General features: G+C 62.3%; 20 protein-coding genes. 9 read left to right on the forward strand and 11 right to left on the reverse strand.

The genetic code is table 11. The annotated features are described in order from the left end of the window. Positions 1-78: 78 nt before the first annotated feature. Complete coding sequence (gene hisH, locus K3762_RS06510) at positions 79-717, reverse strand: imidazole glycerol phosphate synthase subunit HisH (protein WP_120350630.1); 639 nt, start codon at positions 715-717, stop codon at positions 79-81. A gap of 4 nt (positions 718-721) precedes the next feature. Further along, the gene (hisB, locus tag K3762_RS06515) at positions 722-1309 is read right to left on the reverse strand and encodes an imidazoleglycerol-phosphate dehydratase HisB (protein WP_132446984.1); all 588 of its coding nucleotides are present in this window, start codon (positions 1307-1309) and stop codon (positions 722-724) included. Between the two features lie 159 nt (positions 1310-1468). Here hisB and K3762_RS06520 point away from each other — a divergent pair, with 159 nt between their 5' ends. Both K3762_RS06520 and K3762_RS06525 read left to right on the forward strand, forming a co-directional pair. Then, positions 1469-1708, forward strand: a complete 240-nt coding sequence (locus K3762_RS06520; RefSeq protein ID WP_007120503.1) for an Lrp/AsnC family transcriptional regulator — start codon at positions 1469-1471, stop codon at positions 1706-1708. Position 1709: 1 nt separating this feature from the next. Then, positions 1710-2075: a hypothetical protein gene (locus K3762_RS06525; RefSeq protein WP_120350631.1), complete on the forward strand. Its 366-nt coding sequence runs from the start codon at positions 1710-1712 to the stop codon at positions 2073-2075. Between the two features lie 49 nt (positions 2076-2124). Here K3762_RS06525 and K3762_RS06530 read toward each other — a convergent pair whose 3' ends face one another. Both K3762_RS06530 and K3762_RS06535 read right to left on the reverse strand, forming a co-directional pair. Next, positions 2125-3102 (reverse strand): PleD family two-component system response regulator, encoded by a 978-nt coding sequence (locus tag K3762_RS06530; protein ID WP_120350632.1) that lies wholly within the window; start codon positions 3100-3102, stop codon positions 2125-2127. A 608-nt stretch (positions 3103-3710) separates the two neighbouring features. After that, positions 3711-7112 (reverse strand): indolepyruvate ferredoxin oxidoreductase family protein, encoded by a 3402-nt coding sequence (locus K3762_RS06535; protein WP_260012456.1) that lies wholly within the window; start codon positions 7110-7112, stop codon positions 3711-3713. A 124-nt stretch (positions 7113-7236) separates the two neighbouring features. Here K3762_RS06535 and K3762_RS06540 point away from each other — a divergent pair, with 124 nt between their 5' ends. Both K3762_RS06540 and K3762_RS06545 read left to right on the forward strand, forming a co-directional pair. Then, positions 7237-7698: an Lrp/AsnC family transcriptional regulator gene (locus K3762_RS06540; protein ID WP_067629340.1), complete on the forward strand. Its 462-nt coding sequence runs from the start codon at positions 7237-7239 to the stop codon at positions 7696-7698. Positions 7699-7822: 124 nt separating this feature from the next. Further along, positions 7823-8935 carry an S-(hydroxymethyl)glutathione dehydrogenase/class III alcohol dehydrogenase gene (locus K3762_RS06545; RefSeq protein WP_260012798.1) on the forward strand — a complete coding sequence of 371 codons (1113 nt, stop codon included), beginning with the start codon at positions 7823-7825 and terminating at the stop codon, positions 8933-8935. A 32-nt stretch (positions 8936-8967) separates the two neighbouring features. Here K3762_RS06545 and K3762_RS06550 read toward each other — a convergent pair whose 3' ends face one another. Continuing rightward, entirely contained in the window at positions 8968-10425 is a 1458-nt protein-coding gene (locus K3762_RS06550) for a cobyric acid synthase (protein WP_260012458.1), read from the reverse strand. A 60-nt stretch (positions 10426-10485) separates the two neighbouring features. Here K3762_RS06550 and K3762_RS06555 point away from each other — a divergent pair, with 60 nt between their 5' ends. Next, positions 10486-11064 (forward strand): cobalamin biosynthesis protein CobQ, encoded by a 579-nt coding sequence (locus K3762_RS06555; RefSeq protein WP_132446978.1) that lies wholly within the window; start codon positions 10486-10488, stop codon positions 11062-11064. 73 nt (positions 11065-11137) lie between these two features. On the opposite strand, the gene K3762_RS06560 is transcribed toward K3762_RS06555, so the two are convergent. Continuing rightward, on the reverse strand, positions 11138-11458 hold the full coding sequence (locus K3762_RS06560) for a DUF6280 family protein (RefSeq protein WP_007120494.1): 321 nt from the start codon (positions 11456-11458) through the stop codon (positions 11138-11140). Between the two features lie 222 nt (positions 11459-11680). On the opposite strand from K3762_RS06560, the gene efp reads away from it, so the two are divergent. Next, on the forward strand, positions 11681-12244 hold the full coding sequence (gene efp / locus K3762_RS06565; protein WP_067629376.1) for an elongation factor P: 564 nt from the start codon (positions 11681-11683) through the stop codon (positions 12242-12244). Positions 12245-12312: 68 nt separating this feature from the next. Here efp and K3762_RS06570 read toward each other — a convergent pair whose 3' ends face one another. Beyond that, on the reverse strand, positions 12313-13059 hold the full coding sequence (locus K3762_RS06570) for a folate-binding protein YgfZ (protein WP_132446976.1): 747 nt from the start codon (positions 13057-13059) through the stop codon (positions 12313-12315). A gap of 64 nt (positions 13060-13123) precedes the next feature. On the opposite strand from K3762_RS06570, the gene K3762_RS06575 reads away from it, so the two are divergent. After that, positions 13124-13807, forward strand: a complete 684-nt coding sequence (locus K3762_RS06575; protein ID WP_260012462.1) for a TIGR04283 family arsenosugar biosynthesis glycosyltransferase — start codon at positions 13124-13126, stop codon at positions 13805-13807. Positions 13808-13840: 33 nt separating this feature from the next. Here the strand turns inward: K3762_RS06575 and K3762_RS06580 are convergent, their stop codons facing one another. Beyond that, a complete protein-coding gene (locus tag K3762_RS06580) occupies positions 13841-15697 on the reverse strand; it encodes an ABC transporter ATP-binding protein (RefSeq protein ID WP_067938537.1) in 1857 nt (618 codons plus the stop codon). A gap of 233 nt (positions 15698-15930) precedes the next feature. On the opposite strand from K3762_RS06580, the gene K3762_RS06585 reads away from it, so the two are divergent. Further along, positions 15931-17139 (forward strand): alanine--glyoxylate aminotransferase family protein, encoded by a 1209-nt coding sequence (locus K3762_RS06585; protein ID WP_132446172.1) that lies wholly within the window; start codon positions 15931-15933, stop codon positions 17137-17139. Here K3762_RS06585 and K3762_RS06590 read toward each other — a convergent pair. Next, entirely contained in the window at positions 17136-18254 is a 1119-nt protein-coding gene (locus K3762_RS06590; protein ID WP_132446170.1) for a pyridoxal phosphate-dependent aminotransferase, read from the reverse strand. The two genes, K3762_RS06585 and K3762_RS06590, sit on opposite strands and share 4 nt — an antisense overlap. A gap of 119 nt (positions 18255-18373) precedes the next feature. Here K3762_RS06590 and K3762_RS06595 point away from each other — a divergent pair, with 119 nt between their 5' ends. Next, entirely contained in the window at positions 18374-19165 is a 792-nt protein-coding gene (locus tag K3762_RS06595) for a crotonase/enoyl-CoA hydratase family protein (protein WP_132446168.1), read from the forward strand. Positions 19166-19400: 235 nt separating this feature from the next. Here K3762_RS06595 and K3762_RS06600 read toward each other — a convergent pair whose 3' ends face one another. After that, positions 19401-22334 carry a valine--tRNA ligase gene (locus K3762_RS06600; RefSeq protein ID WP_260012482.1) on the reverse strand — a complete coding sequence of 978 codons (2934 nt, stop codon included), beginning with the start codon at positions 22332-22334 and terminating at the stop codon, positions 19401-19403. A gap of 90 nt (positions 22335-22424) precedes the next feature. Then, positions 22425-22859, reverse strand: coding sequence for an Lrp/AsnC family transcriptional regulator (locus K3762_RS06605; RefSeq protein WP_132446194.1), 435 nt, complete (start codon positions 22857-22859; stop codon positions 22425-22427).

A 22859-nucleotide genomic window follows, 5' to 3' on the forward strand; every position in this document is an offset into this window, starting at 1 on the left:
GATGAAGTTGAAGAGGGTCTTTCTTCAACTTCATCCTTTCTTAAATACCGTCCGACGCTTCGACAGACGCGGCGCGGGTTAAGGCGTCCAGTTCAAAAAGTTCGAAATCAGCCGCAGGCCGGTGGTTTGGCTTTTCTCCGGGTGAAACTGCATGCCCAGCATCGTATCGCGGCCGATGATCGCCGTGACTTCGCCGCCGTAGTCAACATGGGCCAGACGTTCGGCAGGGTCTGCTACGGCCATGTGGTAGCTGTGCACGAAATAGGTATGATCACCGGTGTGCAACCCGTCGAAGACCGCATGGTCATGATCAATCACCAAGTCGTTCCAGCCCATGTGGGGGACTTTAAGTTTCGGGTCCGCGGGGGTGATCTGGGTCACCTCTCCGCCGATCCAGCCCAATCCCGGGGTGTCTTTGTATTCGCGGCCCATGCTGGCCATCAGTTGCATGCCGACACAGATGCCAAGGAAAGGGCGCCCCTTTTCCTCAACCGCTTCGACCATGGCGTCATAGAGGCCACCGGCGCCTTTCAGCGCTGCCATACAAGCCGGGAAGGCGCCATCGCCGGGCAGCACCAGACGGTCGGCGCGGGCGACGACCTCGGCGTCTGAGGTCACCGTGACTTCGCCTGCGTCGTTTTCGCGGGCCATACGCTCGAAGGCTTTGTGGGCCGAGTGTAGATTTCCGGATTCGTAGTCGATGATTGCTGTCAGCATTGGCTTACAAGGCGCCCTTGGTCGAGGGGATGGCATCCGCTTTGCGCGGGTCGGTTTCGACCGCCTCGCGCAGGGCGCGGGCGACCGATTTAAAGACCGCTTCGGCGATATGGTGGCTGTTGAACCCGTGCAGCGCGTCGACATGCAGGGTGATGCCGCCGTGGGTGCTGAGTGCTTGGAAGAACTCACGCACCAGTTCGGTGTCGAATGTGCCGATGCTGCTGGTGGGGAAATCCACGTTCCAGATCAGAAAGGGCCGGGCAGAGAGGTCGAGCGCGCAACGGATTTGCGCGTCGTCCATCGCCAATAGGCAGGACCCATAGCGGCGGATGCCGCGTTTGTCGCCGAGCGCTTGGGTCAGTGCTTGGCCCAGCGTGATGCCTACGTCTTCGACCGTGTGGTGATCATCGATGTGCAGATCGCCTTTGGCGCGCACCGTGATATCGATCAGCGAGTGGCGCGACAATTGGTCGAGCATATGGTCAAAGAAACCCACGCCGGTCTCATTGTCATAGCGGCCACTGCCGTCGAGATTGATCTCGACCGTGATGTCGGTTTCGGCAGTGGTGCGGGTCAGGGTGCTGCGACGCATGGGGCATCTCCGAAGGCAATTGCTGCGCCCTTATAGCAGGGCATGCCGCCACGCCAAGCCCAAGCGGTGAAGCACCTTTAGCCCGGGCTGACGCGATCGGGGATTGCGGGGGCAGGGCCCATATGTCAGCTTGAACCAAATCCCAGAAAGAGGCGCGACATGACCACCTGCGTATTCATCCAGATCCGCTGCCGACCGGGCACGACCTATCGTGTGGCCGAGGAAATCGCCCTGCGCGAAATCCATTCTGAGCTTTATTCCACCTCTGGTGAATATGACCTGTTAATGAAGCTTTATATCCCCAAGGGGGAGGATGTGGGCGTCTACATCAACGACAACCTATTGGACATCGAAGGCATTGAGCGGTCCTTGACCACGATGACCTTCAAGGTCTTTTGAGGTGCCGCGCAGGTTCTCTCTAACGGCGGTTGCGGTTTTTGCTTTGTCCTTTGGCGCGCTGGCCCATCCCGGCATGGCGACAGCGGGCACACGTATCTATGAGGGGCGCGAGGCCGCCGCTTTGCGCTGCGCCAACACGCTGGCCCTGACGGCTGTGGCGCTTTCTTCGGCGGAGCTGATCGGCGAGGGGGAGAAAAACGTGATGCTGGGCGTCACCGTGCGCATCCTTGACCGACATGTTGAGGGCAGTTGGGCCCAGAAACGTGCGGCGATGGAGGTGATGCGCGACCGACGCAGCGTGCCGGACACATTGGAGGATTACCGCCGCATCGCCGAGCGTTGTCTGGTGCAATTCCCCATCAACTGAATGCAAAAACCCGCCAGTGAGGCGGGTTTTTCATGAGGTCTCTTTTGGCTCAATGCGCGGCAGAGACGGAGGGTTTCTCGGTCGGGGCGGTGTCGAGTTTCACCTTCTGGCGCATCGCCACACGGCGAATGGCGCGATCAAATGTCTTTCTGACCCGCTGGGTGCGGCTGGCATTGGGCTGGATCGGGCCGCCCACGGAAAGCATTACCGACAGTGGGCTGTTGTCGTCGTAGCGCAGGTCCATCCCGTCAAGCTCGCCTTGAATGAGCACTTCGATCTCGGGCCATGCGGGCAGGCTGTCGCCGGTCACGATGCACAGCAGCGTGCCAGACCCATTGTGGGTCATCAGCAGTTGCGGGCAATCGACCACCCGCGCGATCGCTTGGGCGGCAGAGGTAACGGCGCGGGCGAATTCGCGGGTGTTGCAGGTCGCGTAAAGCTCATCAATATGTTCGATCTTCACGGCGAAAACCTGACAGATATCAAGGTGCTGGCGCGACAATTGCGACAGGTAATTGCCCAAAGAGAAGGGCAGCACCAACTGCTCGACCCCGTTGATATGCACAGGATCGGCCAGCGCGAAATCATGGGCGCCGGGCTCTCCTGCTTCTTTCAGATGATGCGGGTCAAGGCGCGGGGCACGCTGGGTGTTTTCCAACATCCGCTCGGCGATATGCACGCGGGTTGCGATGTCTTTCACATCGAAAGGTTTGGTCACATAGTCGTTGGCCCCAGCGGCAAAAGCGCTTTCGATCGCGGTCGCGTCGGCGCGCGAGGTCACCATCAAGATCGGCGTGTCTTGATAAGCCTCCAGCGTGCGGATGCGGCGGCATAGGGTGATGCCGTCCATTTCGGGCATTTCAATATCCAAGAGCAGGCAATCAAAATGGTCTTTGGTGGTTTCGAGCAGTTCCAAAGCGGCAGCGCCGGAATCGGCCAGTGTCAGATAGGGATAATCAGCTTCGCGGAAAACGACGGGCAGCAATTCGCGGATAAAAGGGTCATCGTCGACGGCAAGAATTTTCATTTTTGGCACCTCTTTCGTGGGGCAGACGGGCAGTCCGGGTGTCTTTATAATCTGTTCACATTTAGTCGTATAAACCCGGCGAAATTGTGACGTTGCTGCACCAATAGTTTGTGCCGTTCCGTTAATTATTAACCATATTTTGAAGTTCCGGGAAACCATTGAATTCGCAGCCTGTGGCAGCCTCGCGCCCTTGTTTTCCCGCGTCGCGGGAGGTGATTTGGCGGATATCGTGCGGAATTCTGGGCGCAGAGAAGCGGAATAAAGAGCCAAAACAGGGCGAGAATATGCGGTTCTTGTGAACCTGAGGGGTTTCGCGTTGCGACTCGTCTTCACGCTTAGGTGATTGAGGGAAACTTTATCGGATGTCGTACGTTGCGCGCAGTAAAAGCCTGCCGCGCCTGTGCGCTCAACTACTGTAAGAGCCGTGAGGGGGACCATGTAGAAGCGCTTGCTGGACGATCTTGGCGGAACCTGTGCAAGCACTGCGCAGGCGGGAGGCGGGCGACGCTTTCGTCATCCCCCCGGGGATGGTGGCGCACTTTGCCCATTGTTCGCCCGACCTCGAATTGTATGAGGCCGGGCTGCGCGGTGATTTCTCGACGACGCTCTTAGACTAAGCGCGCAGCGACTTCGGCCTGCACCTTTTCGGCCGCGGCCTCTTTCACGGGGCCGTAGCCGCGGATCTCCATCGGTGCGGAAAGCACCGCGAGCGCCTCGTCATGGGGCAGGGCCGGGGCCTTGGCCATGACCGCCTCGTACCAGTCGATCAGCCCGACCTCCAGCTTGCGATCAGCGCCATAGCTGAACGGGTCGGCCCATGTGCCGCGCAGGGGTTTCATCGCGGCCAATAGGTCAAAGGCACGCCCCATCCATGGGCCAAACTTGCGCTTGTTGGGGCGTCCGCGGCCATCGCGGCCGGTGGGCCATGCGGGCGGGGCGAGGTGGTAGTGCACCTTGTAGTCGCCCTCGAAACTATCGGCGATGCGATCCTCAAAACCGCTTTGGCGGTGCAGGCGGGCGACCTCGTATTCGTCCTTGTAGGCCATGAGTTTGAACAGCGATTTCGCCGCGGCGCGCAGCAGGTCTTCGGAGCCGTCTGGCAGCGCGTTTGTCAAAGCATCAAGGCGGGATTTATAGCGCTCGGCGTAGGCTCGGTTCTGGTAGCCGGTAAGGAACTCCATCCTCCGCGCGATTAGGCTGTCGACACTGTCATCGGGGGCGGGCGCCGGGGCAAAATGCGCCGCAATCGCCTCGGGGTTTGCGGCCATGACCCGGCCAAAACCAAAGGCGGCGCGGTTCTTATCGGGCACCACGCCATTCAACTCGATCGCCTGCTCCAGCGCGGTGAGCGAGACCGGCACAAGGCCCTTCTGCCAAGCATAACCCAGCATCATCACATTGGCGAAGACCGCGTCGCCCATCAGTTTTTCGGCCATGGCGTTGGCGTCAAAGGCACTGAGGTTCTCTGCACCCACAGCCTGCGCGATTACCGCCTCGCGGTCGTTGATGCGCAACTCGGCGTCGCGGTTCAGCACCAGATCGCCGGTCGGCATCTCGGCGCGGTTAAGCACGATCCGCGTGCCACGCCGGTAGTGGGCCGAGGCTTTGGGCGCGGAGCTGACCACCATGTCGCAGCCGATCACTGCGTCCGCGCCGCCCTGATCGATGCGTACCTGATGCACTTCCTCGGGGGTTTGGGCGAGCCGCACATAGCCCAGCACGGTGCCGAACTTCTGTGCAAAGCCGGTGAAGTCCAGCACGCTGGAGCCCAGCCCTTCGAGATGCGCCGCCATAGTGATAAGCGCGCCCACGGTGACAACGCCGGTGCCGCCTACGCCAGTCACCAGCAGGTTGAAGGGCTGGTCGAGCCTGGGCAGTTCGGGCATCGGCAGCTGCGCCGAAAGGCCCGCCACGTCCAGCCCGGCCCCTGAGCGTTTGCGGCGGCTGCCCCCCTCGACGGTGACGAAAGAGGGGCAGAACCCGTTGAGACAGGAGTAATCCTTGTTACAGGTCGATTGGTTGATCTGCCGTTTGGTGCCGAACTCAGTCTTCTTCGGCTCGACGCTTAGGCAATTGGATTCCAACGAACAATCGCCGCAACCCTCGCAGACCAGTTCGTTGATCATGACGAATTTCTTAGGGTCGTCCATCAGCCCGCGCTTGCGCTTGCGGCGTTTCTCGGTGGCGCAGGTCTGCTCATAGATCAGCACCGTGGCGCCCGGAATATCGCGCAGCTCGCGCTGCACGCGGTCAAGCGCGCTGCGGTGATCAAATGTGGTGCCGTCGGGGAAATCACCCTTCTCCAGCAGTTCGGGCCGGTCCGAGACCAGCGCGATCCGCGCCACGCCTTCCGCGCGGCAGGCCTGCGCGATGGCGGCTACTGAGACAGGGCCATCGACAGGCTGCCCGCCAGTCATGGCAACCGCGTCGTTGTAGAGGATCTTGTAGGTGATGTTCGTCTTTGCCGCGACCGCTTGGCGGATGGCGAGCGAGCCGGAGTGGTACCATGTGCCCTCGCCAAGGTTCTGGAACACATGTTTGCCCCCGTTGAACATCGAGGTGGCGATCCACGGCACGCCTTCGCCGCCCATCTGGGCAAAACCGGCGGTTTCACGGTCCATCCACGAGGCCATGACATGGCAGCCAATGCCGGAGTTGGCCTTTGATCCTTCGGGCAGTTTGGTCGAGGAGTTATGTGGGCAACCCGAACAGAAGTAAGGCGTGCGGGTGGCGCCGGGGACGTTCAGCAGCACGGGCGGCTGGTCAGTCAGGGCGCGGGCCTTTTCCAGCAGGTTCTCTTCGGGAAAGAAGGCACTGAGCCGCGCGGCAATGATCGGGAGCAGCTTGAGCGGCGACAGCTCGCCGGTCCAAGGCACCAACTCCTCAAGGTTTTCGTCATGTTTGCCCACCATCCGCGCAGGTTTGGAGCCGGGCCAGTCATAGAATGCCTCTTTAAACTGGCTTTCGATGATGCCGCGTTTCTCTTCGATCACAAGCACTTCGCGCTTGCCCTTGACGAAGTCGAGCGCGTCGTCCAGCGCCAGCGGCCAGACCATGCCGATCTTGTAGATGTCGATGCCGAGGCGGCGGCAGGCGGTCTCATCAAGGCCCAGAAGCCGCAGCGCTTCCATCGTGTCGAGGTGGCCTTTGCCGGTGGTCACGATGCCGAAAGAGGCGTCCTGCGTGTCGTAGATATGCCGGTCAATGGGATTGGCGCGCATGAAAGCCTGCACCGCGTCGAGCTTGTGATGCAGCCGCGTCTCAATCTCGGGCGAGGGGAGATCGCCAAGCCGCACGTACAGCCCGCCCGGAGGCGCGGTGTAGTCGGGCTGGTTGAACACGCGGTCGGGTGTCAGTGTCACCGATGCGCCGCTTTCCACGGTTTCCGAGATCGCCTTGAAACCCACCCAAGTGCCCGAGAAGCGTGAAAGCGCGATGCCGTATTCGCCAAACGCCTGATATTCGGCCACGCTCGCCGGGTTCAGCGTTGGCATGAACCACGACATGAAGCCCACATCGGATTGATGCGGCATTGAGGACGAGACGCAGCCGTGATCGTCGCCCGCCACCACCAAAACGCCGCCCTTGGGCGCGGAGCCGTAAGCGTTGCCATGTTTCAGCGCGTCGCCCGAACGGTCCACCCCCGGCCCCTTGCCGTACCACATAGAAAAGACGCCCTCGACCTCCGCCTGCGGGTCGAGGTGGGCCTGTTGCGCGCCCAAGACCGCGGTGGCACCGAGGTCTTCGTTCACGGCGGGCAGGAATTTCACCCCCGCCTTGGCCACGCGGTCTTTGATGCGCCAGTATTCCAGATCGAGCCCGCCCAAGGGGGAGCCGCGGTAGCCCGAAACGAAACCGGCGGTGTTCAGCCCCGCCTCGCGATCGCGGCGGGCCTGATCCAGCATGATGCGCACCAGTGCCTGCGTCCCGGTCAGGAAAACGCGGCCTTCGGTCTGATCATAGCGGTCGTCGAGTTTATAAGTGGTAAATTCGCGCGGTTGTTCTGTCATGGGGGTCTCCTCACGTGAGAGTATACCGCAGGGGCTCCGAATTTTGGCTCCGGTTTTGCTGGCGATATGGGTGAAATCCGGGTAATTTATCCATTGTAGTTCCGTGAAGTGAAAGATTTACCCGATGAGTGAGATGGATGCGACAGACCGACAGCTTGTGTTTTTGCTCCAGCAGGATTCGCGTCTGCCCAATGCGCAACTTGCCGAAAAGCTGAATATCTCGGCCTCTGCCTGCTGGCGGCGGGTCAAGGCGTTGGAGCAGGCGGGGGTGATCAAACGCTATGCCGCGGTGGTCGATCCCAAGGCGATGGGGCTGGGGTTTGAGGCGATGGTGCATGTGCATCTGACCCGGCATGATGCCTCGGCCCTTGCCAGTTTCATCCGTGCGATCCAAAGCCGGACGGAGGTGACGGAGTGTTTCGCCACCACCGGCCAAGCGGATTATCACCTGCGCGTTCTTTGCCGCGATATCGACGCCTATAACGCCTTTCTAGAAAGCTTTTTGTTCCTACATCCGGCGGTCAATTCGGCCACCACCAATGTGATCTTGCGGCAGATCAAATCCGACGCGCCGATCACCGGCTAAGGTGAACGCCGCGTGCACCACTGGCGAAACGCGCGCGAAGTTGCGGTGTCGTTCTGAAATGGACATTTGACGCCCGCGTGCGCCATATAGCACCAAGTGATTAACCTCGAAGGAGAGACCCATGATGAGAACCCGTGCCGCCGTTGCCGTGGAAGCTGGCAAACCGCTTGAAATCATGGAGGTGAACCTTGAAGGGCCGAAACGCGGTGAGGTCTTGGTTGAGATCAAGGCAACCGGCCTGTGCCACACCGATGAATTCACCCGCTCGGGAGATGATCCCGAAGGCATCTTCCCCTCGATCCTCGGCCACGAAGGCGCGGGCGTGGTGCTGGAAGTGGGCGAAGGCGTGACCACGCTGGAGCCGGGCGACCATGTGATCCCCCTCTACACGCCAGAATGCCGCGAATGCGAATACTGCCTGTCGGGCAAAACCAACCTCTGCCAAAAAATCCGCGTGACCCAAGGCCAAGGCTTGCTGCCCGATGGCACAACGCGGTTTTCGATGCTCGATGGCACGCCGATTCACCACTATATGGGCTGCTCAACCTTTGCCAACCACACCGTGGTGCCGGAAATCGCGCTGGCCAAGGTCCGCAAAGACGCGCCCTTTGATAAAATTTGCTACATCGGTTGCGGCGTGACCACGGGCATCGGTGCGGTGATCAACACGGCCAAGGTCGAACTGGGCGCGCGCTGCGTGGTCTTTGGGCTGGGCGGCATCGGGTTGAACGTGATCCAAGGGCTGCGGATGGCAGGCGCGGATCAGATCGTCGGTGTCGATCTTAACGACGACAAAGCAGAGGTCGGGCGTTATTTCGGGATGACCGATTTCGTGAACCCTAAGAACGTCGAGGGCGATCTGGTGGCGCATCTGGTCGAGGTGACCAAAGGCGGCGCGGATTATTCCTTTGACGCGACTGGCAACACCAAGGTCATGCGCGACGCGCTGGAATGCGCCCACAAGGGCTGGGGCGAAAGCATCATCATCGGCGTGGCACCTGCGGGAGCCGAGATTTCGACGCGGCCATTCCAATTGGTCACCGGCCGGGTTTGGCGCGGGACCGCTTTTGGCGGGGCCAAGGGGCGGACGGACGTGCCCAAGATCGTTGATTGGTACATGAACGGCAAAATCGAGATCGACCCGATGATCACCCATAAGCTGACGCTGGATCAGATCAACGAAGGTTTTGAATTGATGCACAAAGGTGAATCGATCCGCGCGGTCGTCGAATTCTAAATATTAGGCTGGAGGGCTGCGCGCTCTCCAGCCTAGACCTCTGCCGCGAGGGAGAGGAACAGGTCGACATCGATATAGGTCTCGACATGATCGGCCAGCGCGTCGAGCGCACCATCCACGCCGCTTTCGAAATCCAGCGATGAGGTCACGCCGAAACCGCCAAGGTAGGCGCGGCGGAAGGCGTCTGAGCTGAAAATTCCATGCATATAGCAGCCCAGCACCCGGCCCGAGGGGGAGGCCGCGCCCTCGGGTGTGCCGTCAAAGGTGAGCCATGCGCGGGCACAATCGGAGCCGGTGGTTTCCCCGATGTGAATTTCATATCCCGTTAAATCGGTGCCGCTGGCAGGATGCTGGCCGGATTTTTCCGCCAGATGTTTCAGCGGGGCCATCGTGGTTTCCACGTCCAGATGCCCCAGCCCCGCCACCCGCGCCGCCGGGCCTTCGATGCCCTGCGGGTCTGTGATGGTCTTGCCCAACATCTGATAGCCACCGCACAGCCCCAGCACATGGCCGCCCCGCCGGATATGGGCGGCAAGGTCGATATCCCATCCCTCGGCCCGGAAGGCTTCGAGGTCGGAGATCGTCGATTTGCTGCCGACCATCAGCACCAGATCGGCGTCGGCGGGCAGGGGGCTGCCGGGCATAATCATCCTCAGGTCGACGCCCGGCTCGGCGGCCAATGGGTCGAGGTCATCGAAATTGGCGATACGCGGCAGGCGCGGGACGGCGATCACACAGCCTGAGCCACCGGAACGGGCGCGGGCGGGCAGATCCATCACATCTTCGGCGGGCAGGCGGTGCGCGGCGTCGAACCACGGGATCACCCCAAGGCTCGGCCAACCAGTGCGCGCGGCGATGTCGTCGCGACCTGCATCAAAGAGGCTGCGGTCGCCACGGAATTTATTGACGGCAAAGCCGCGGATCAGCGCGTTGTCTTCGGCATCTAGCACCGCCTGCGTCCCGACGATCTGCGCGATCACCCCGCCACGGTCGATGTCGCCCATCAGCACCACAGACACCCCGGCGGCGCGGGCGAAACCCATATTGGCGATATCGCCTGCCCGCAGGTTGGTCTCTGCCGGGGAGCCCGCGCCTTCGATCACGATTAGGTCGCAGTTTTCGGCCAAGCGGTGAAAGGACTGTAGCACGGCGGGCATCAGGCTCGCTTTGTTGCGCCCAAACTCCCACGCCTCTTGCTGGCCCGCGATCTTGCCCTGCACCACGACCTGCGCGCCGGTGGCGCTTTGAGGCTTCAGCAGCACCGGGTTCATGTCCGTATGCGGTGCCACGCCTGCGGCACGGGCCTGCAAGGCCTGCGCGCGGCCAATCTCGCCCCCGTCCTCGGTGACGGCGGCGTTGTTGGACATGTTCTGCGGTTTGAACGGGCGCACGCGCAGCCCGCGCCGGGTGCAGGCGCGGATTAATCCGGCAACGATCATCGACTTGCCGACATTACTGCCGGTGCCCTGTATCATGATGGCTTTGGTCATGTCATTCTGCCCCTGTTTCGCGCAAACTGGCGCAAAATGATCCAAGGGGAAAGAGCCGCGATGAACACGCCTGCACATTTGCTTTTGGGCGCTGCCGTGATGGGGCGGGAAGGGGCCAAGCCGTTAATCTGGGCAGCACTTGCCGGGGCGCTGCTGCCGGACTTGTCGCTCTATCTGATGGCGGGTTTTGCGCTCTATGTCCAAGGGCTGCCGGGGAGTGTGGTCTTTGGGGAGCTTTACTATTCCGACCTCTGGCAGACGGTTTTTTCCATCGATAACTCTTTCATCGTCTGGGGCGCGCTTTTGGGACTTGCGGTCTGGCGGCAAACGGGCTGGGCCGTGGCGCTTACCGGCGCGGCGCTGCTGCATCTGATGTTCGACCTGCCGCTGCATCACGATGACGGGCGTGCGCATTTCTGGCCACTAACGGGTTGGATTTTTGAAAGCCCCATCAGCTATTGGGATGTGCGTCACGGCGCGGGGTGGGTCGCACCCGTTGAAGCACTGGTGGGCGCGCTCGCCGCTATTACGCTTTGGTGGCGTAGGCCGGGCTGGGTGCTATCCTGCGTGACATTGGCGCTGCTGCTGGCCGAAGGTTTAGCCTTGCGCAACTGGATCTTCTTTTTCGGGGCAGATTGACCGCGCTAGAAACAGCAGACACAAAAAAACGCAGCCCGAAGGCTGCGTCAATTGCTCCGCTTGGCGGATATTCTCAGGCGGCTTCGGCCTGAAGCGCGGCATTGCGGCGCTCGGACTCTTCGCGCGACAGGGCGACGGAGGTCCGCACGCCTTTGCCGACAAATTCCATCAGGCCTTCGACGACCCGCTCATTGGGGTCGATCCCGGCACAGCTCAGCACTTCGCGGCCATCGCGCGAACGGGCCCAGCGGGCAATCTGTTCTGGGCCGTTGCCATATTTCTTGTCGTCGGCAATTGCGTCATCCAAAGCAGCAAGCACCACAGCAGCAAAGAGCTTGCGTGCGCGGTTGCCTTGCTCGTTGTTGAAAGCGGTGCCATCAACGAAATCTTTCATCTCGTCGTCCTTTCGATTATTCTTGCTCTTGTCATTCGGGCGTGGAGGCCCTTATGACGGATATCATTTGATTCGGATACCTCTATTTAGCATACCTCCCATGCAACTTGCGCATATCTAGTTGCCGCAGCGACGCCCGGATATCGCCCGCTTGCAGGGGACCATCCCTCCCGATATAGACCCGGTCATCTTATCATCAACCTTATGTCGTGGTTTTGTCACATGCCCAAGATTAACGGAAACGAGATCCGCCCCGGAAACGTCCTTGAACATAACGGTGGCCTTTGGGCGGCCGTGAAGGTCGATCACGTGAAGCCCGGCAAGGGCGGTGCCTTTGCCCAAGTCGAGATGCGCAACCTGCGCAACGGCTCCAAATTGAACGAACGCTTCCGCTCTGCCGATAAGGTCGAGCGCGTGCGACTGGAGCAAAAAGACCAGCAATTTCTGTATGAAGACGACGGTATGCTGGTGGTAATGGACACCGAAACCTATGAGCAGGTGCAGCTTGATGCCGAGCTTTTGGGTGACACACGCCCCTTCCTGCAAGACGGCATGATGATCGTGGTCGAGTACCATGACGCCGAGGCGCTGAACGCCCGTCTGCCGCAAAAAGTGGTCTGCAACATTGCCGAGACCGAGCCGGTCGTCAAAGGCCAGACAGCGGCGAATTCCTTCAAACCAGCCATTCTGGAAAACGGTGTGAAGATCTCTGTTCCGCCCTTCGTGGGGCAGGACGAAGCGATCGTGGTGAACACCGAAACCATGGAATATGTCGAACGCGCTTGACGCAACGTCATCCAACGTAAGCTAGATCAGCCCCGGTTTTGCCGGGGCTTTTTCTTGTTTTGGGGCGCTCAGGCGGCAGGGCCGGGCCAAGTGACCTGCGCCTTATCCGCCTGCATCGGCCCTTTGGCGCGGTCAAAGCGCAGATGCGCCAGCGCTTGGTCCCCCGCTTGAGTGAACAGCGTGCCCGCCGGTTTGCCATCTGCCGTGATTGCCGTGCCCGGCGCGGCGGTGCCGCTAACCTCGACCCGCGTCAGCCCCTTGCGCAATTCGGTCTTGTGTTTCATCCGCGCCGTGACCTCCTGGCCGACATAGCAGCCCTTGCGGAAGTCGAGCCCGTTGATCCGATCAAGCCCGGCTTCGAGGATGAAAGTATCAGGCGTCAGTTCCACACCGGTTTCGGGGATCAGATGCGCCACGCGCAGGGCGTTCCAATCGGTTGTGTCATCGGTCTGCGGCGTGTCGCGATAGGCGCGCCAGCCCATTTCTGGATGACGCGGGTCGGCCACGGCATCTTCGGGTGCGGGGCCGGTGCCACGGTGCAGGTGCAGCTCGGTCGGCTCAATCGTCACCTTGGCGCGCAGCTTATACATCGACAGCCGTTGGCTCAGCATGTCGCCAAGGCTTTCGTCCACATCAAGCAGAACGCTATCGCCGTCAGCGATCAGAAAGAAATCGGCCATATATTTGCCCTGCGGCGTCAGCAGGGCGGCATAGACCGGGCCTTGGTCCAGTTTGCCAACGTCATTGGTCACGATGCCTTGCAGGAAATCGCGGGTGTCGGGGCCGGAGAGGCGCAGAATGCGGCGCTTGGTCATGCGGTTGTCCTTTGATTGCTGGCCATGACATATAACCTGTCAAACCCATCCAAAAGGGGCAACCATGCGCGCGCCGATCTCTGTCGTCATTCCCAGTCTCAATGCAGCCGCCGCGCTGCCTGCCTGCCTTGCCGCGCTTGTCGAAGGGTTGCAGGCCGGGCTGATCCGCGAGGTGATCCTGAGCGATGGGGGATCGGCAGATGGCACGCCTCAGCTGGCCGAAAGCTGGGGGGGCGAGGTGATCTCGGGCGCGCCCTCGCGGGGGGGGCAGTTGCGCCGCGGATGCGAAGCGGCACGGGGGGAGTGGCTCTTGGTGATCCATGCCGACACGGTGCTGGCGCCGGGGTGGACCGATGCGGTGCAGGATCACATGGCGCGCGGGGCAGGGGCTGCGGGGTGGTTTCGCCTCAGGTTCGATCAGCGCGGGCCGGCACCACGATTGGTCGCAGGTTGGGCGAACCTGCGCAGCGCTTGTGGCTTGCCCTATGGTGATCAGGGGCTGCTGCTGCCCCGCGCGCTTTATGACGCGGTCGGCGGTTACCCCGATCAGCCGCTGATGGAGGATGTCGCACTGGCCCGCGCCCTGCGGGGCCGTTTGGCGCGGCTTGAGGGCATCGCGGTGACCAGTGCCGAGAAATACCGCCGTCAGGGCTGGCTGCGCCGCGGTGGGCGCAACCTGTGGACGCTGATGCGCTATGCAATGGGCACCAGCCCCGACGCCCTTGCGGTAAGCTATCGGCGGTCGTGAAAACGGGCGCGGGTCGCCCTCACGCCCCTGCACTCAGTTAAAGAAGACCGCCCCGATCCGTTGGAACAGATTGGGCTGGCGCGCCCTTTCGCGGCGCTTTTTTGCAGAGAGGGCGCTGAGGCCGCGTGCATCCGACACCGTCTTTCCGTCGCGGAATTGCAGGCGGTAAAGGTCGGCATAGATGCCGCCGCGCTCCATCAATTCGTCGTGGGTGCCTTCATCGGTGACTTGGCCGCGGTCCATCACCACGATCTTATCCGCGCTGCGGATGGTCGAGAGCCGATGCGCGATCACGATGGTGGTGCGCCCCTTGGCGAGCCGATCAAGGGCATCCTGCACAACCTGTTCAGATTGCGCATCCAAGGCGCTGGTGGCCTCATCAAGCAGCAGAATTGGCGTGTCGCGCAGCAGGGCGCGGGCGATCACCACACGCTGACGCTGCCCGCCCGACAGGGCCGAGCCGCGCGGGCCGACGCGGGTCTCTAGCCCCTGTTCCAACTGCGGCAGGAAATCGGCCACATGGGCGGCTTTCAACACCCGGTCGAGTTCTTCGTCGCTGACGTTCTCGCGGCCCAGCACGATATTCTCGCGCAGGGTCTCATCAAACAGCAGCGCCTCTTGCGTCACGACAGAAAACAGGCCCCGCAGGTCTGGGATGGTCATCGACGTGGTGTCGACCCCGCCGATTTGAACCGTGCCGCTTTGTGGATCCACCAGCCGCGTGAGCAGGTTGAAAATGGTCGATTTCCCCGCGCCCGAGGCGCCGACAAGGGCGGTCGTCTGGCCCGCTTGCGCGGTCAGGTTCAATGCATTCAGCACCTTCGTATCGCCGTAGGAGAGCGAAACATCCGCCAAGGTAACGTCAGGCGGGCCATCGGGCGCGGCCACGGGCTTGGCCGGGCTGCGCAGGTGCAGGGGCGCGTCGAGCAGCTCCTTGATCCGCTCCAGCGCGGCGGCGGCCATCTGCCACAGGCCGCTGATCGCGCCGAGGCGACGCAGGGGGGAGAACATGAACCCGAGCGAGGTAAAGAAGGTCATGAACTCGCCAATGGTCTTGTTGCCCGCGATGATCTCGGACCCGCCGTATACGATCACGGCCATGAAACCGATGCCTGACATGATGTCGATCATCGCCGGGATCGCGGAATTGCCAAAGGCGGCGCGAACTTCGGTGCGAATAAAGGTGCGCGTCAACTCGCGGTATTGTCGGGCCTGATAGTCTTCCAGCGCGTTCAGTTTGATCTGCACGATGCCGTGAAAGACCTCGTCCAGACGTGTCGAGAGGCTGGCGCCGATGTCGCGCGCCTCACGCGAGCGGGCGCGGACGAAACGCTGGGCGATGGCGGCAGGCAGCACCATCAGCGGCACGCCGACCATCGCCAAAAGCGCCCAGATCGGATCAATCGCGATGGCGACGCCCATCAGGATCACAAGCCCCACCAGATCGCGCCCCGCGCCGGTGATCACCGCGCGCCAGACATCGCTGACCGCGTTCACATCCGATTGCACGCGCTGCACAAGAAAACCGGGCGGGTGGTTTTGGTGAAAGGCACCATCCTGCTGCATCATCCGGTCCAACAGGTCGATGCGCAGGTCCGCCGCCGTGCGTTGCGCCACGCGGGTCAGCAGCACCTTTTGCACCACCGTGGCCAGCGCGCGCAGCGCAAAGATCGCCACCAGCACCAGCCCCACCCAAACCAGCGCACCTTGGTCGCCGCCGACAAAGACGCGGTCGAACATCGGCTCCATCAGCTTGGCTAGCACGCCCAAGGTCGAGCCTTCGATGATCATGAAGATCACCGCGATGGCCATCAGGCCGGTGTGTTTCTTTAGATAGTCATGCCAAAGCCAACGCATCAACTGCGCGGAGGTGTAACTGTCATCATTCATGCCGGTGCCTGATCCTTTTGGGCAGTCGGATCCCGTGTACGAAAGCCGCGCAGGCAGGGCAAGCCGTCGCAGGGTGCGCGTGGGACGCGCATCCGGGCCGGAGCGGGCCGGGGTAGGGACGTCCGGGGCGCGGCTTACCTTACGTCCGATCGCGTGTTGACCCCGGCCCGGCGGGCAGTAAGCTGCGCCCGACCGCAGCCCGGTCACGCATTTTCAAAACGGCAGCCAATATCATGACAAAGCAGAATAAACTCGTCCAAGGTCGTTCGTACCTTGCCATTCCCGGCCCCTCGGTCATGCCCGACGCGGTGCTGAGCGCGATGCACCGCGCCGCGCCCAATATCTATGAGGGTGAGTTGGTTGAGATGATGCCGGCACTGGCGGCCGATTTGAAGCGTGTGGCGCGTACAGATCGTCATGTGGCGATGTATATCAGCAACGGCCACGGCGCCTGGGAGGCCGCGCTGAGCAATGTCATAGCACCGGGCGACCGCGTGCTGGTCTTGGCGACGGGGCGTTTCGGCCATGGTTGGGCCGAGATGGCAACGGGGCTGGGGGCGGAGGTGGATATCCTCGACTTTGGCCGCAATGCGCCGGTTGATCTGGCGCAGGTGGCCGAGCGTTTGAAGGCCGACACGGGCCACCAGATCAAGGCGCTGATGGCGGTGCATGTCGACACCTCAAGCTCGGTGCGCAACGATGTCCCCGGCCTGCGCCGCCTGTTGGATGAGGCAGGCCACCCCGCGCTTTTGATGGCCGATTGCATCGCCTCGCTTGGGTGCGAGCGGTTCGAGATGGACGCTTGGGGCGTCGATGTCATGGTCACCGCTTCGCAAAAGGGGCTGATGGTGCCGCCGGGCATGGCCTTCGTGTTCTTCAACGACCGGGCCGAGGAAGCCCGCGCGCGTCTGCCGCGGGTGAGCCGCTATTGGGATTGGTCGCCGCGCGCCCATGCGCAGGAATTCTATCAATACCACGGCGGCACCGCGCCGACGCATCACCTTTATGGCCTTCGGGCCGCCCTTGATATGATCCATGAAGAGGGGATCGAGCAGGTCTGGCAGCGCCATGCCACCTTGGCCCGCGCGGTTTGGGCAGCGTGCGAGGCATGGTCGGCAGAGGGCAGCCTGCGGTTCAACATCGAAGACCGCGCCCTGCGCAGCCATGCCGTCACCGCTCTGCGGCTGCAAGCGCCCCATGCGACAGAGTTGCGCGATTGGGTACAGAGCAATCTGGGCCTGACACTGGGCGTGGGGCTGGGCATGGCCCTGCCCGGAGAGCCTGCGTGGCATGGTTTTTTCCGCCTTGGCCACATGGGCCATGTGAACGGCCATATGGTCATGGGGCTGCTCGGCGGGATCGAAGCTGGGCTTTGCGCGCTAAAAATCGACCACGGGCCCGGCGCACTGCAAGCGGCGGCGGAGGTGATCGGCGGGGCCTAGGCCCCGCGCGCTTCGGGCTTGCGGGCTTCGGCCAAGGCCTCGGGCAATGCGGTGGCGAAGTGATCCAGTTCCTCAGCCGTACTGCAACTGATGCGGATGCAGCGGTTTTGCGGCGCGGCAAAGGGCATCCGCACAAAGATGCCCCGCGCCACTAGGGCATCCAGCACCGCCTTGGCGAAGGCGCCATCGCCGCCACAGTCGATCGCGACGAAATTGGCTGCGGAGGGCAGGGTGCTCAGCCCGTTCTTTTCAGCGATTTGAGCGATCCTGTCGCGGGCCTCGGCGATCTGGGTCTGAACTTTCTTGAGGTAGTCTTGATCCTGTACCGCCGCCAAGGCACCTGCCTGTGCTGCGCGGTTGAGACCAAAGTGATTGCGAACCTTGTGAAAGGCCGTGATCAAGTCGGGCGCTGCAATCGCATAGCCGATCCGCGCTCCGGCGAGGCCATAGGCTTTGGAAAAGGTCCGCATCCGGATCACCCGCGGGTCATCGGCGGAAAGCTGGGGTGCTGTGCCCTCGGGGGCGCATTCGATATAGGCCTCATCCAGCAAAAGCAGGCTGCCTTGGGGCAGATCGTCAAGCGCGCGCGCCAGTGCCGTGCCCTCATGCCAAGTGCCCATCGGATTGTCGGGATTGGCGAGGTAGACGAGCTTGGCGTCAACCTCTGCCGCTTTGGCGAAAAGCGCTGCCGGGTCTTCGTGATCGTCGCGGTAGGACACTTTGTGCAGCACGCCGCCAAAGCCCGCGACATGGTAGTTGAAGGTTGGGTACGCGCCTTCCGAGGTTACCACCGCATCGCCTTCGTCCACCAGCAGACGGACGAGATAGCCCAGCAGCCCGTCGATGCCTTCGCCGACGATGATATTGTCGGGCGTCACGCCATGCAATTCGGCCAATGCCGCGCGCAGCTCCACGCTTTCTGAATCGCCATATTTCCACATCTCCGTCTCAGCCATTGCCGCGATGGCACGGGGCGAGGGGCCAAAGACGTTTTCATTGGCGCCAAGCCGCGCTTTGAAGGGGCGGCCAAGCGTGCGCTCCTGCGCTTCGGGGCCCACAAAGGGGACGTTGGCGGGCAGGCTTTGGGCGAGGGGGGTAAGGCGTGCATATGTCATGCGCCAAGGTGTAGGGTTGCGCCGTTGAGAGGGCAAGGGTCGCAGCACCTGCCGCCACGTTTTGCTGGTGCCGCGCGTTGATCTGCGCTGAACTGCGCCAAACATTTAGGAGAACAGCCATGCCCCGCGTCACCACCCGGATCGAAGACCATATTGCCCATGTGACCCTCACCCGCGCCGACAAGATGAACGCCGTGGATGATGAGATGATCGAAGCGATCATCGCGGCAGGGCAGGAGGTTGCGGCCTCGGATGCCCGCGTTGTGGTGTTGTCGGGCGAGGGCAAAGGTTTTTGCGCGGGCATCGATATCGGCGGGCTTTCGGGGATGCTGGGGCAGGATGTTGAGGCGCTGATCATGCCGCGCACCCATGGCGAGGGCACAACGAACAAATGGCAGGAGGTGTCGATGGTCTGGCACCGTTTGGAAATCCCGGTGATCGCGGCGCTGCACGGGGTGGTCTATGGCGCCGGGATGCAATTGGCGCTTGGGGGGGATATTCGGATTGCGGCACCAGAGACCAAGCTCGCGGTGATGGAGATGAAATGGGGCATTGTGCCGGATATGGGCGGCATGGTGTTGCTGCCGCGTTTGGTGCGCTCGGATGTGCTGCGGCGGTTGACCTATACGGCGGCACCCGTGGGGGCCGCGCAGGCCGAGCGCTGGGGGCTGGTGACCGAGGTCGCCGATGATCCGCAGGCGGCGGCTTTGGAACTGGCGCAGGTGATTGCGGGGAAGGGGCCGAATGCCGTGCGGGCGGCCAAGCGGTTGATTGGCTATGCGGAAACGGGGGCGTCTGATGTGGATGTACTGGAGGCCGAGTCACGTGAACAGGCAGCGCTCTTGGGCAAGCCAGAGCAGATGGAGGTGATCGCGGCGGAGTTCGGCAAGCGGCCTGCGGTGTTTAAGTAGGCTGGTGGCGTTCTCCGGAACAGCCCGGAATCAAGGCCGTAAGGCCGCCGGGCAGCGCCAGACCGCCCGGACGGGCTGGCGCTTTAGCTATTGGAGTGCCGTCCTGAAATAAATGTGTATGCGCGGCAGGGATAAACTGCCCAACTGCCCCGTATGCAGCGCCACCCCGCGGTCTGGCGCTGCCCGGCTCGCGTGGCGTTTTTGGCGTGGCAGCTAAACCGCCACGCCCTCAATCTCAGCCCAGTTCGGCCAGACGGTCCAGTGCGGCCTGCAACTGGTCCGCCTCTTCCTGACGCGCGGCCAGATTGGCCTGCGCTTCGGCCACGACTTCCTCGGGCGCGGAGGCCGCGAATTTGGGGTTGTTCAAACGCCCCTTCAGCCCACCGATCTCCTTGCCCAGCTTGTCGAGCGACTTTTGCAACCGTGCCTTCTCGGCGTCGATGTCGATCAACCCGGCCAAGGGCAGGCCGAAGCTGGCCCCCGGTGCCGCAATCGACACGGTGCCTTTGGGGAAGCTCTCGGCACGCTCAAGGCTCTCGACCCGCGCGAGGCGTTTGATCATCACCTCGTTGCGATCCCATGCGCCCTGTGCAGCCTCGTCCATCTCTGTCACCAGCATCGGCACCTTCAGCCCGGCGGGCACATGCATCTGCTGACGCGCAGAGCGGATGCTTTCGATCAGGCCGATCACCCAGTTCAGTTCCCGGTCAGCCTCTGCATCCAGCAGATCGGCGGTGGTGTAGGTCGGCCAATCGGTCAGGGCGAGCAGTTGGTCGCGCTTGGTGGTGGTCTGCCACAGTTCTTCGGTGATGAAAGGCATGATCGGGTGCAGCAGCACCAGACATTGCTCTAGCACCCAAGCCATCGTCGCGCGGGTCTCTTCGGCCTCGGGCGCGTCGTCTTGCAACAGCGGTTTGGAGAGTTCCACATACCAGTCGCAGACCTTGCCCCAGACAAAGGCATAAAGCGCATTGGCCGCGTCGTTGAAGCGGAAGTTGCCAAGCGCCGCGTCGACCTCTTCGCGGATGCGGGCGGTCTCGCCCACGATCCATTTGTTCAGCGTGGCCTGCGGCTGCGGCATCGCGGCGGGCATGCTGTCGAAGACGTTGTTCATCTCCGCAAAGCGGTGCGCGTTCCAGAGCTTGGTGCCGAAATTGCGATAGCCCGCGATGCGTTGCGTGCTGAGTTTCAGGTCACGCCCCATGGCGGCCATCGAGGTCAACGTAAAGCGCACCGCATCCGCGCCAAAATCGTCGATCAACTCCAGCGGGTCGAGCACGTTGCCCAAGGATTTCGACATCTTTTTGCCCTTCTCATCGCGCACCAGCGCGTGGACATAGACGGTGTCGAAGGGCTTTTGATCGACCACGGCGTATTGCATCATCATCATCCGGGCGACCCAGAAAAAGATGATGTCGAAACCGGTGACCAGCACGGAGGTGGGGAAGTATTTCTCAAGCTCCGCGGTCTGCTCGGGCCAGCCCAGCGTGCCGATGGGCCAGAGGCCGGAGGAGAACCATGTGTCGAGTACGTCGGGGTCGCGGCGCAGGGTTTTGCCGGGGGCCATGGCCTGTGCTTCGGCCTCGGTCGGCGCGCAATACTCATTGCCCTCATCGTCGAACCACACCGGAATCTGATGCCCCCACCACAGCTGGCGCGAGATGCACCATGGCTCGATGTTCTCCAACCAGTGGAAATACACCTTGCGGTCCTGTTCGGGCAGGATCGTCACCTCGCCCGAGCGCACGGCGTCGATGGCGGGCTGCACGATCTTATCGGTGGCGACGAACCACTGGTCGGTCAGCATCGGCTCAATCACCACTTTGGAGCGGTCGCCGAAGGGCTGCATGATCTTCTTGGCCTCGACCAGCGGCACGAGGTTCTCTTCCTCGGTGCGCATCTCGCCGCCTTCACCGGGCTCGACCGGGGCCTTCTTGGCGGCGCGGCCGAGGCGCGGGTCGGTCGCCTCGGTCATCACGGCAAGGCCCTCGGCGGTCACGTCCTCGACCACGCGCTTGCGGGCCTCGAAACGGTCGAGGCCGCGGTAGGCGTCGGGCACGAGGTTGATCTCAGTCGCGTCCTCGGGGGCGGGCTCGGAGCCGTCGGCAATGGCTTGGGCGCGGGCGGCGGCTTCGACATAGGGCAACCCGTCGGCGCGCATCTGGCCTTGGGTGTCCATCAGCGCATAGAGCGGGATGCCGTTGCGCTTGGCGACGCCGTAGTCGTTGAAGTCATGCGCGCCGGTGATCTTCACAGCACCAGAGCCGAAGTTCTTGTCTGGGTATTCGTCGGTGATGATCGGGATCAGGCGGCGCTGCTCTTTCGGGCCCACGGGAATTTCGCAGAGTTTCCCCACGATTGAGGCGTAACGCTCATCTGATGGATGAACCGCCACCGCGCCGTCGCCCAGCATGGTTTCGGGCCGTGTGGTGGCGATGGAGATATAGTCGCGGGTCTCTTCGAAGAGCGTGTTCCCGTCTTCGTCTTTCTCGACGTAGGTATAGGTCTCGCCCCCGGCCAGCGGATACTTGAAGTGCCACATGTGGCCGTCGACTTCGGTGCTCTCGACCTCCAAATCCGAGATCGCCGTCTCGAAATGCGGGTCCCAGTTGACCAGCCGCTTGCCGCGGTAGATCAGCCCTTTGTTGTACATATCCACAAAGACCTTGATCACGGCGTCGTGGAAGTTGCCTTCCTCGCCCTCGGGGGCACCCGGCGCGCCGGACATGGTGAAAGCGTTGCGCGACCAGTCGCAAGAGGCGCCCAAACGGCGCAGCTGGTCGATGATCGTGCCGCCGGATTTCTGCTTCTGCTCCCAGACCTTGGCAGTAAACGCCTCGCGGCCCAACTCGCGGCGGCCGGGCTGTCCGGTGGCGGCCAATTCGCGTTCCACCACCATCTGCGTGGCGATGCCCGCGTGGTCTTGGCCCGGCTGCCAGAGGGTGTCGAAGCCCTGCATGCGGTGCCAGCGCACGAGGATATCCTGCAGTGTGTTGTTAAAGGCATGGCCCATGTGCAGCGAGCCAGTGACATTGGGCGGCGGGATCATCACCGAGAAATGCTCATCACGCTGCGCATTCGCGCCCGCTTTGAACGCGCCTTTGGTTTCCCAATCGGCGTAGATGCGGCTTTCGGCCTCAGCGGCGTTGAAGGTCTTTTCGAGTGCCATGGTCATGATCCCTTTTGTTGCGCCCCGTTTAGCGGTCTGGCGCGGCGAGGGAAAGACCTATGGCAAAGCGGATTTGGGGCGGGAAGCGGCCTAGCCGCGCCGGTCGATCTTGGTGCTGAGGTGAATGAGGCTCTCACTGCCCTTCACGCCGCGCGTCTCGCCAATACGGTCGAGGGTTTCGTCCAACTCTTGCGTGGTCTGCGCGGCGATTTGCACTAGCAGGTCAAAGCGACCCGAGGTGGTGTGAACGACCTGCACGCCGGGCAGGCTGCGCAACCGGGCCAGCACGGCGGGGCCAGCGCGCAGTTCGATGTTGACCAGGGCCGTGGCGTGCAGCGGGGCACGGGTGGCTTCGCCCAAGCGCAGGGTGTAGCCGACGATGGCACCGCTGCGCTCCAATCGTTCCAGCCGCGCCTGAACGGTGGTGCGGGCAAGACCCAAACTGCGTGCCAAATCTGCGACGGGCAAACGCGCGTTGGATTGCAGCGCCGCAATCAACGCGCGGTCGGTATCGTCAAGATGTAT

The organism is Sulfitobacter sp. W074, from assembly GCF_025142275.1.
GTDB lineage: Bacteria > Pseudomonadota > Alphaproteobacteria > Rhodobacterales > Rhodobacteraceae > Sulfitobacter > Sulfitobacter profundi.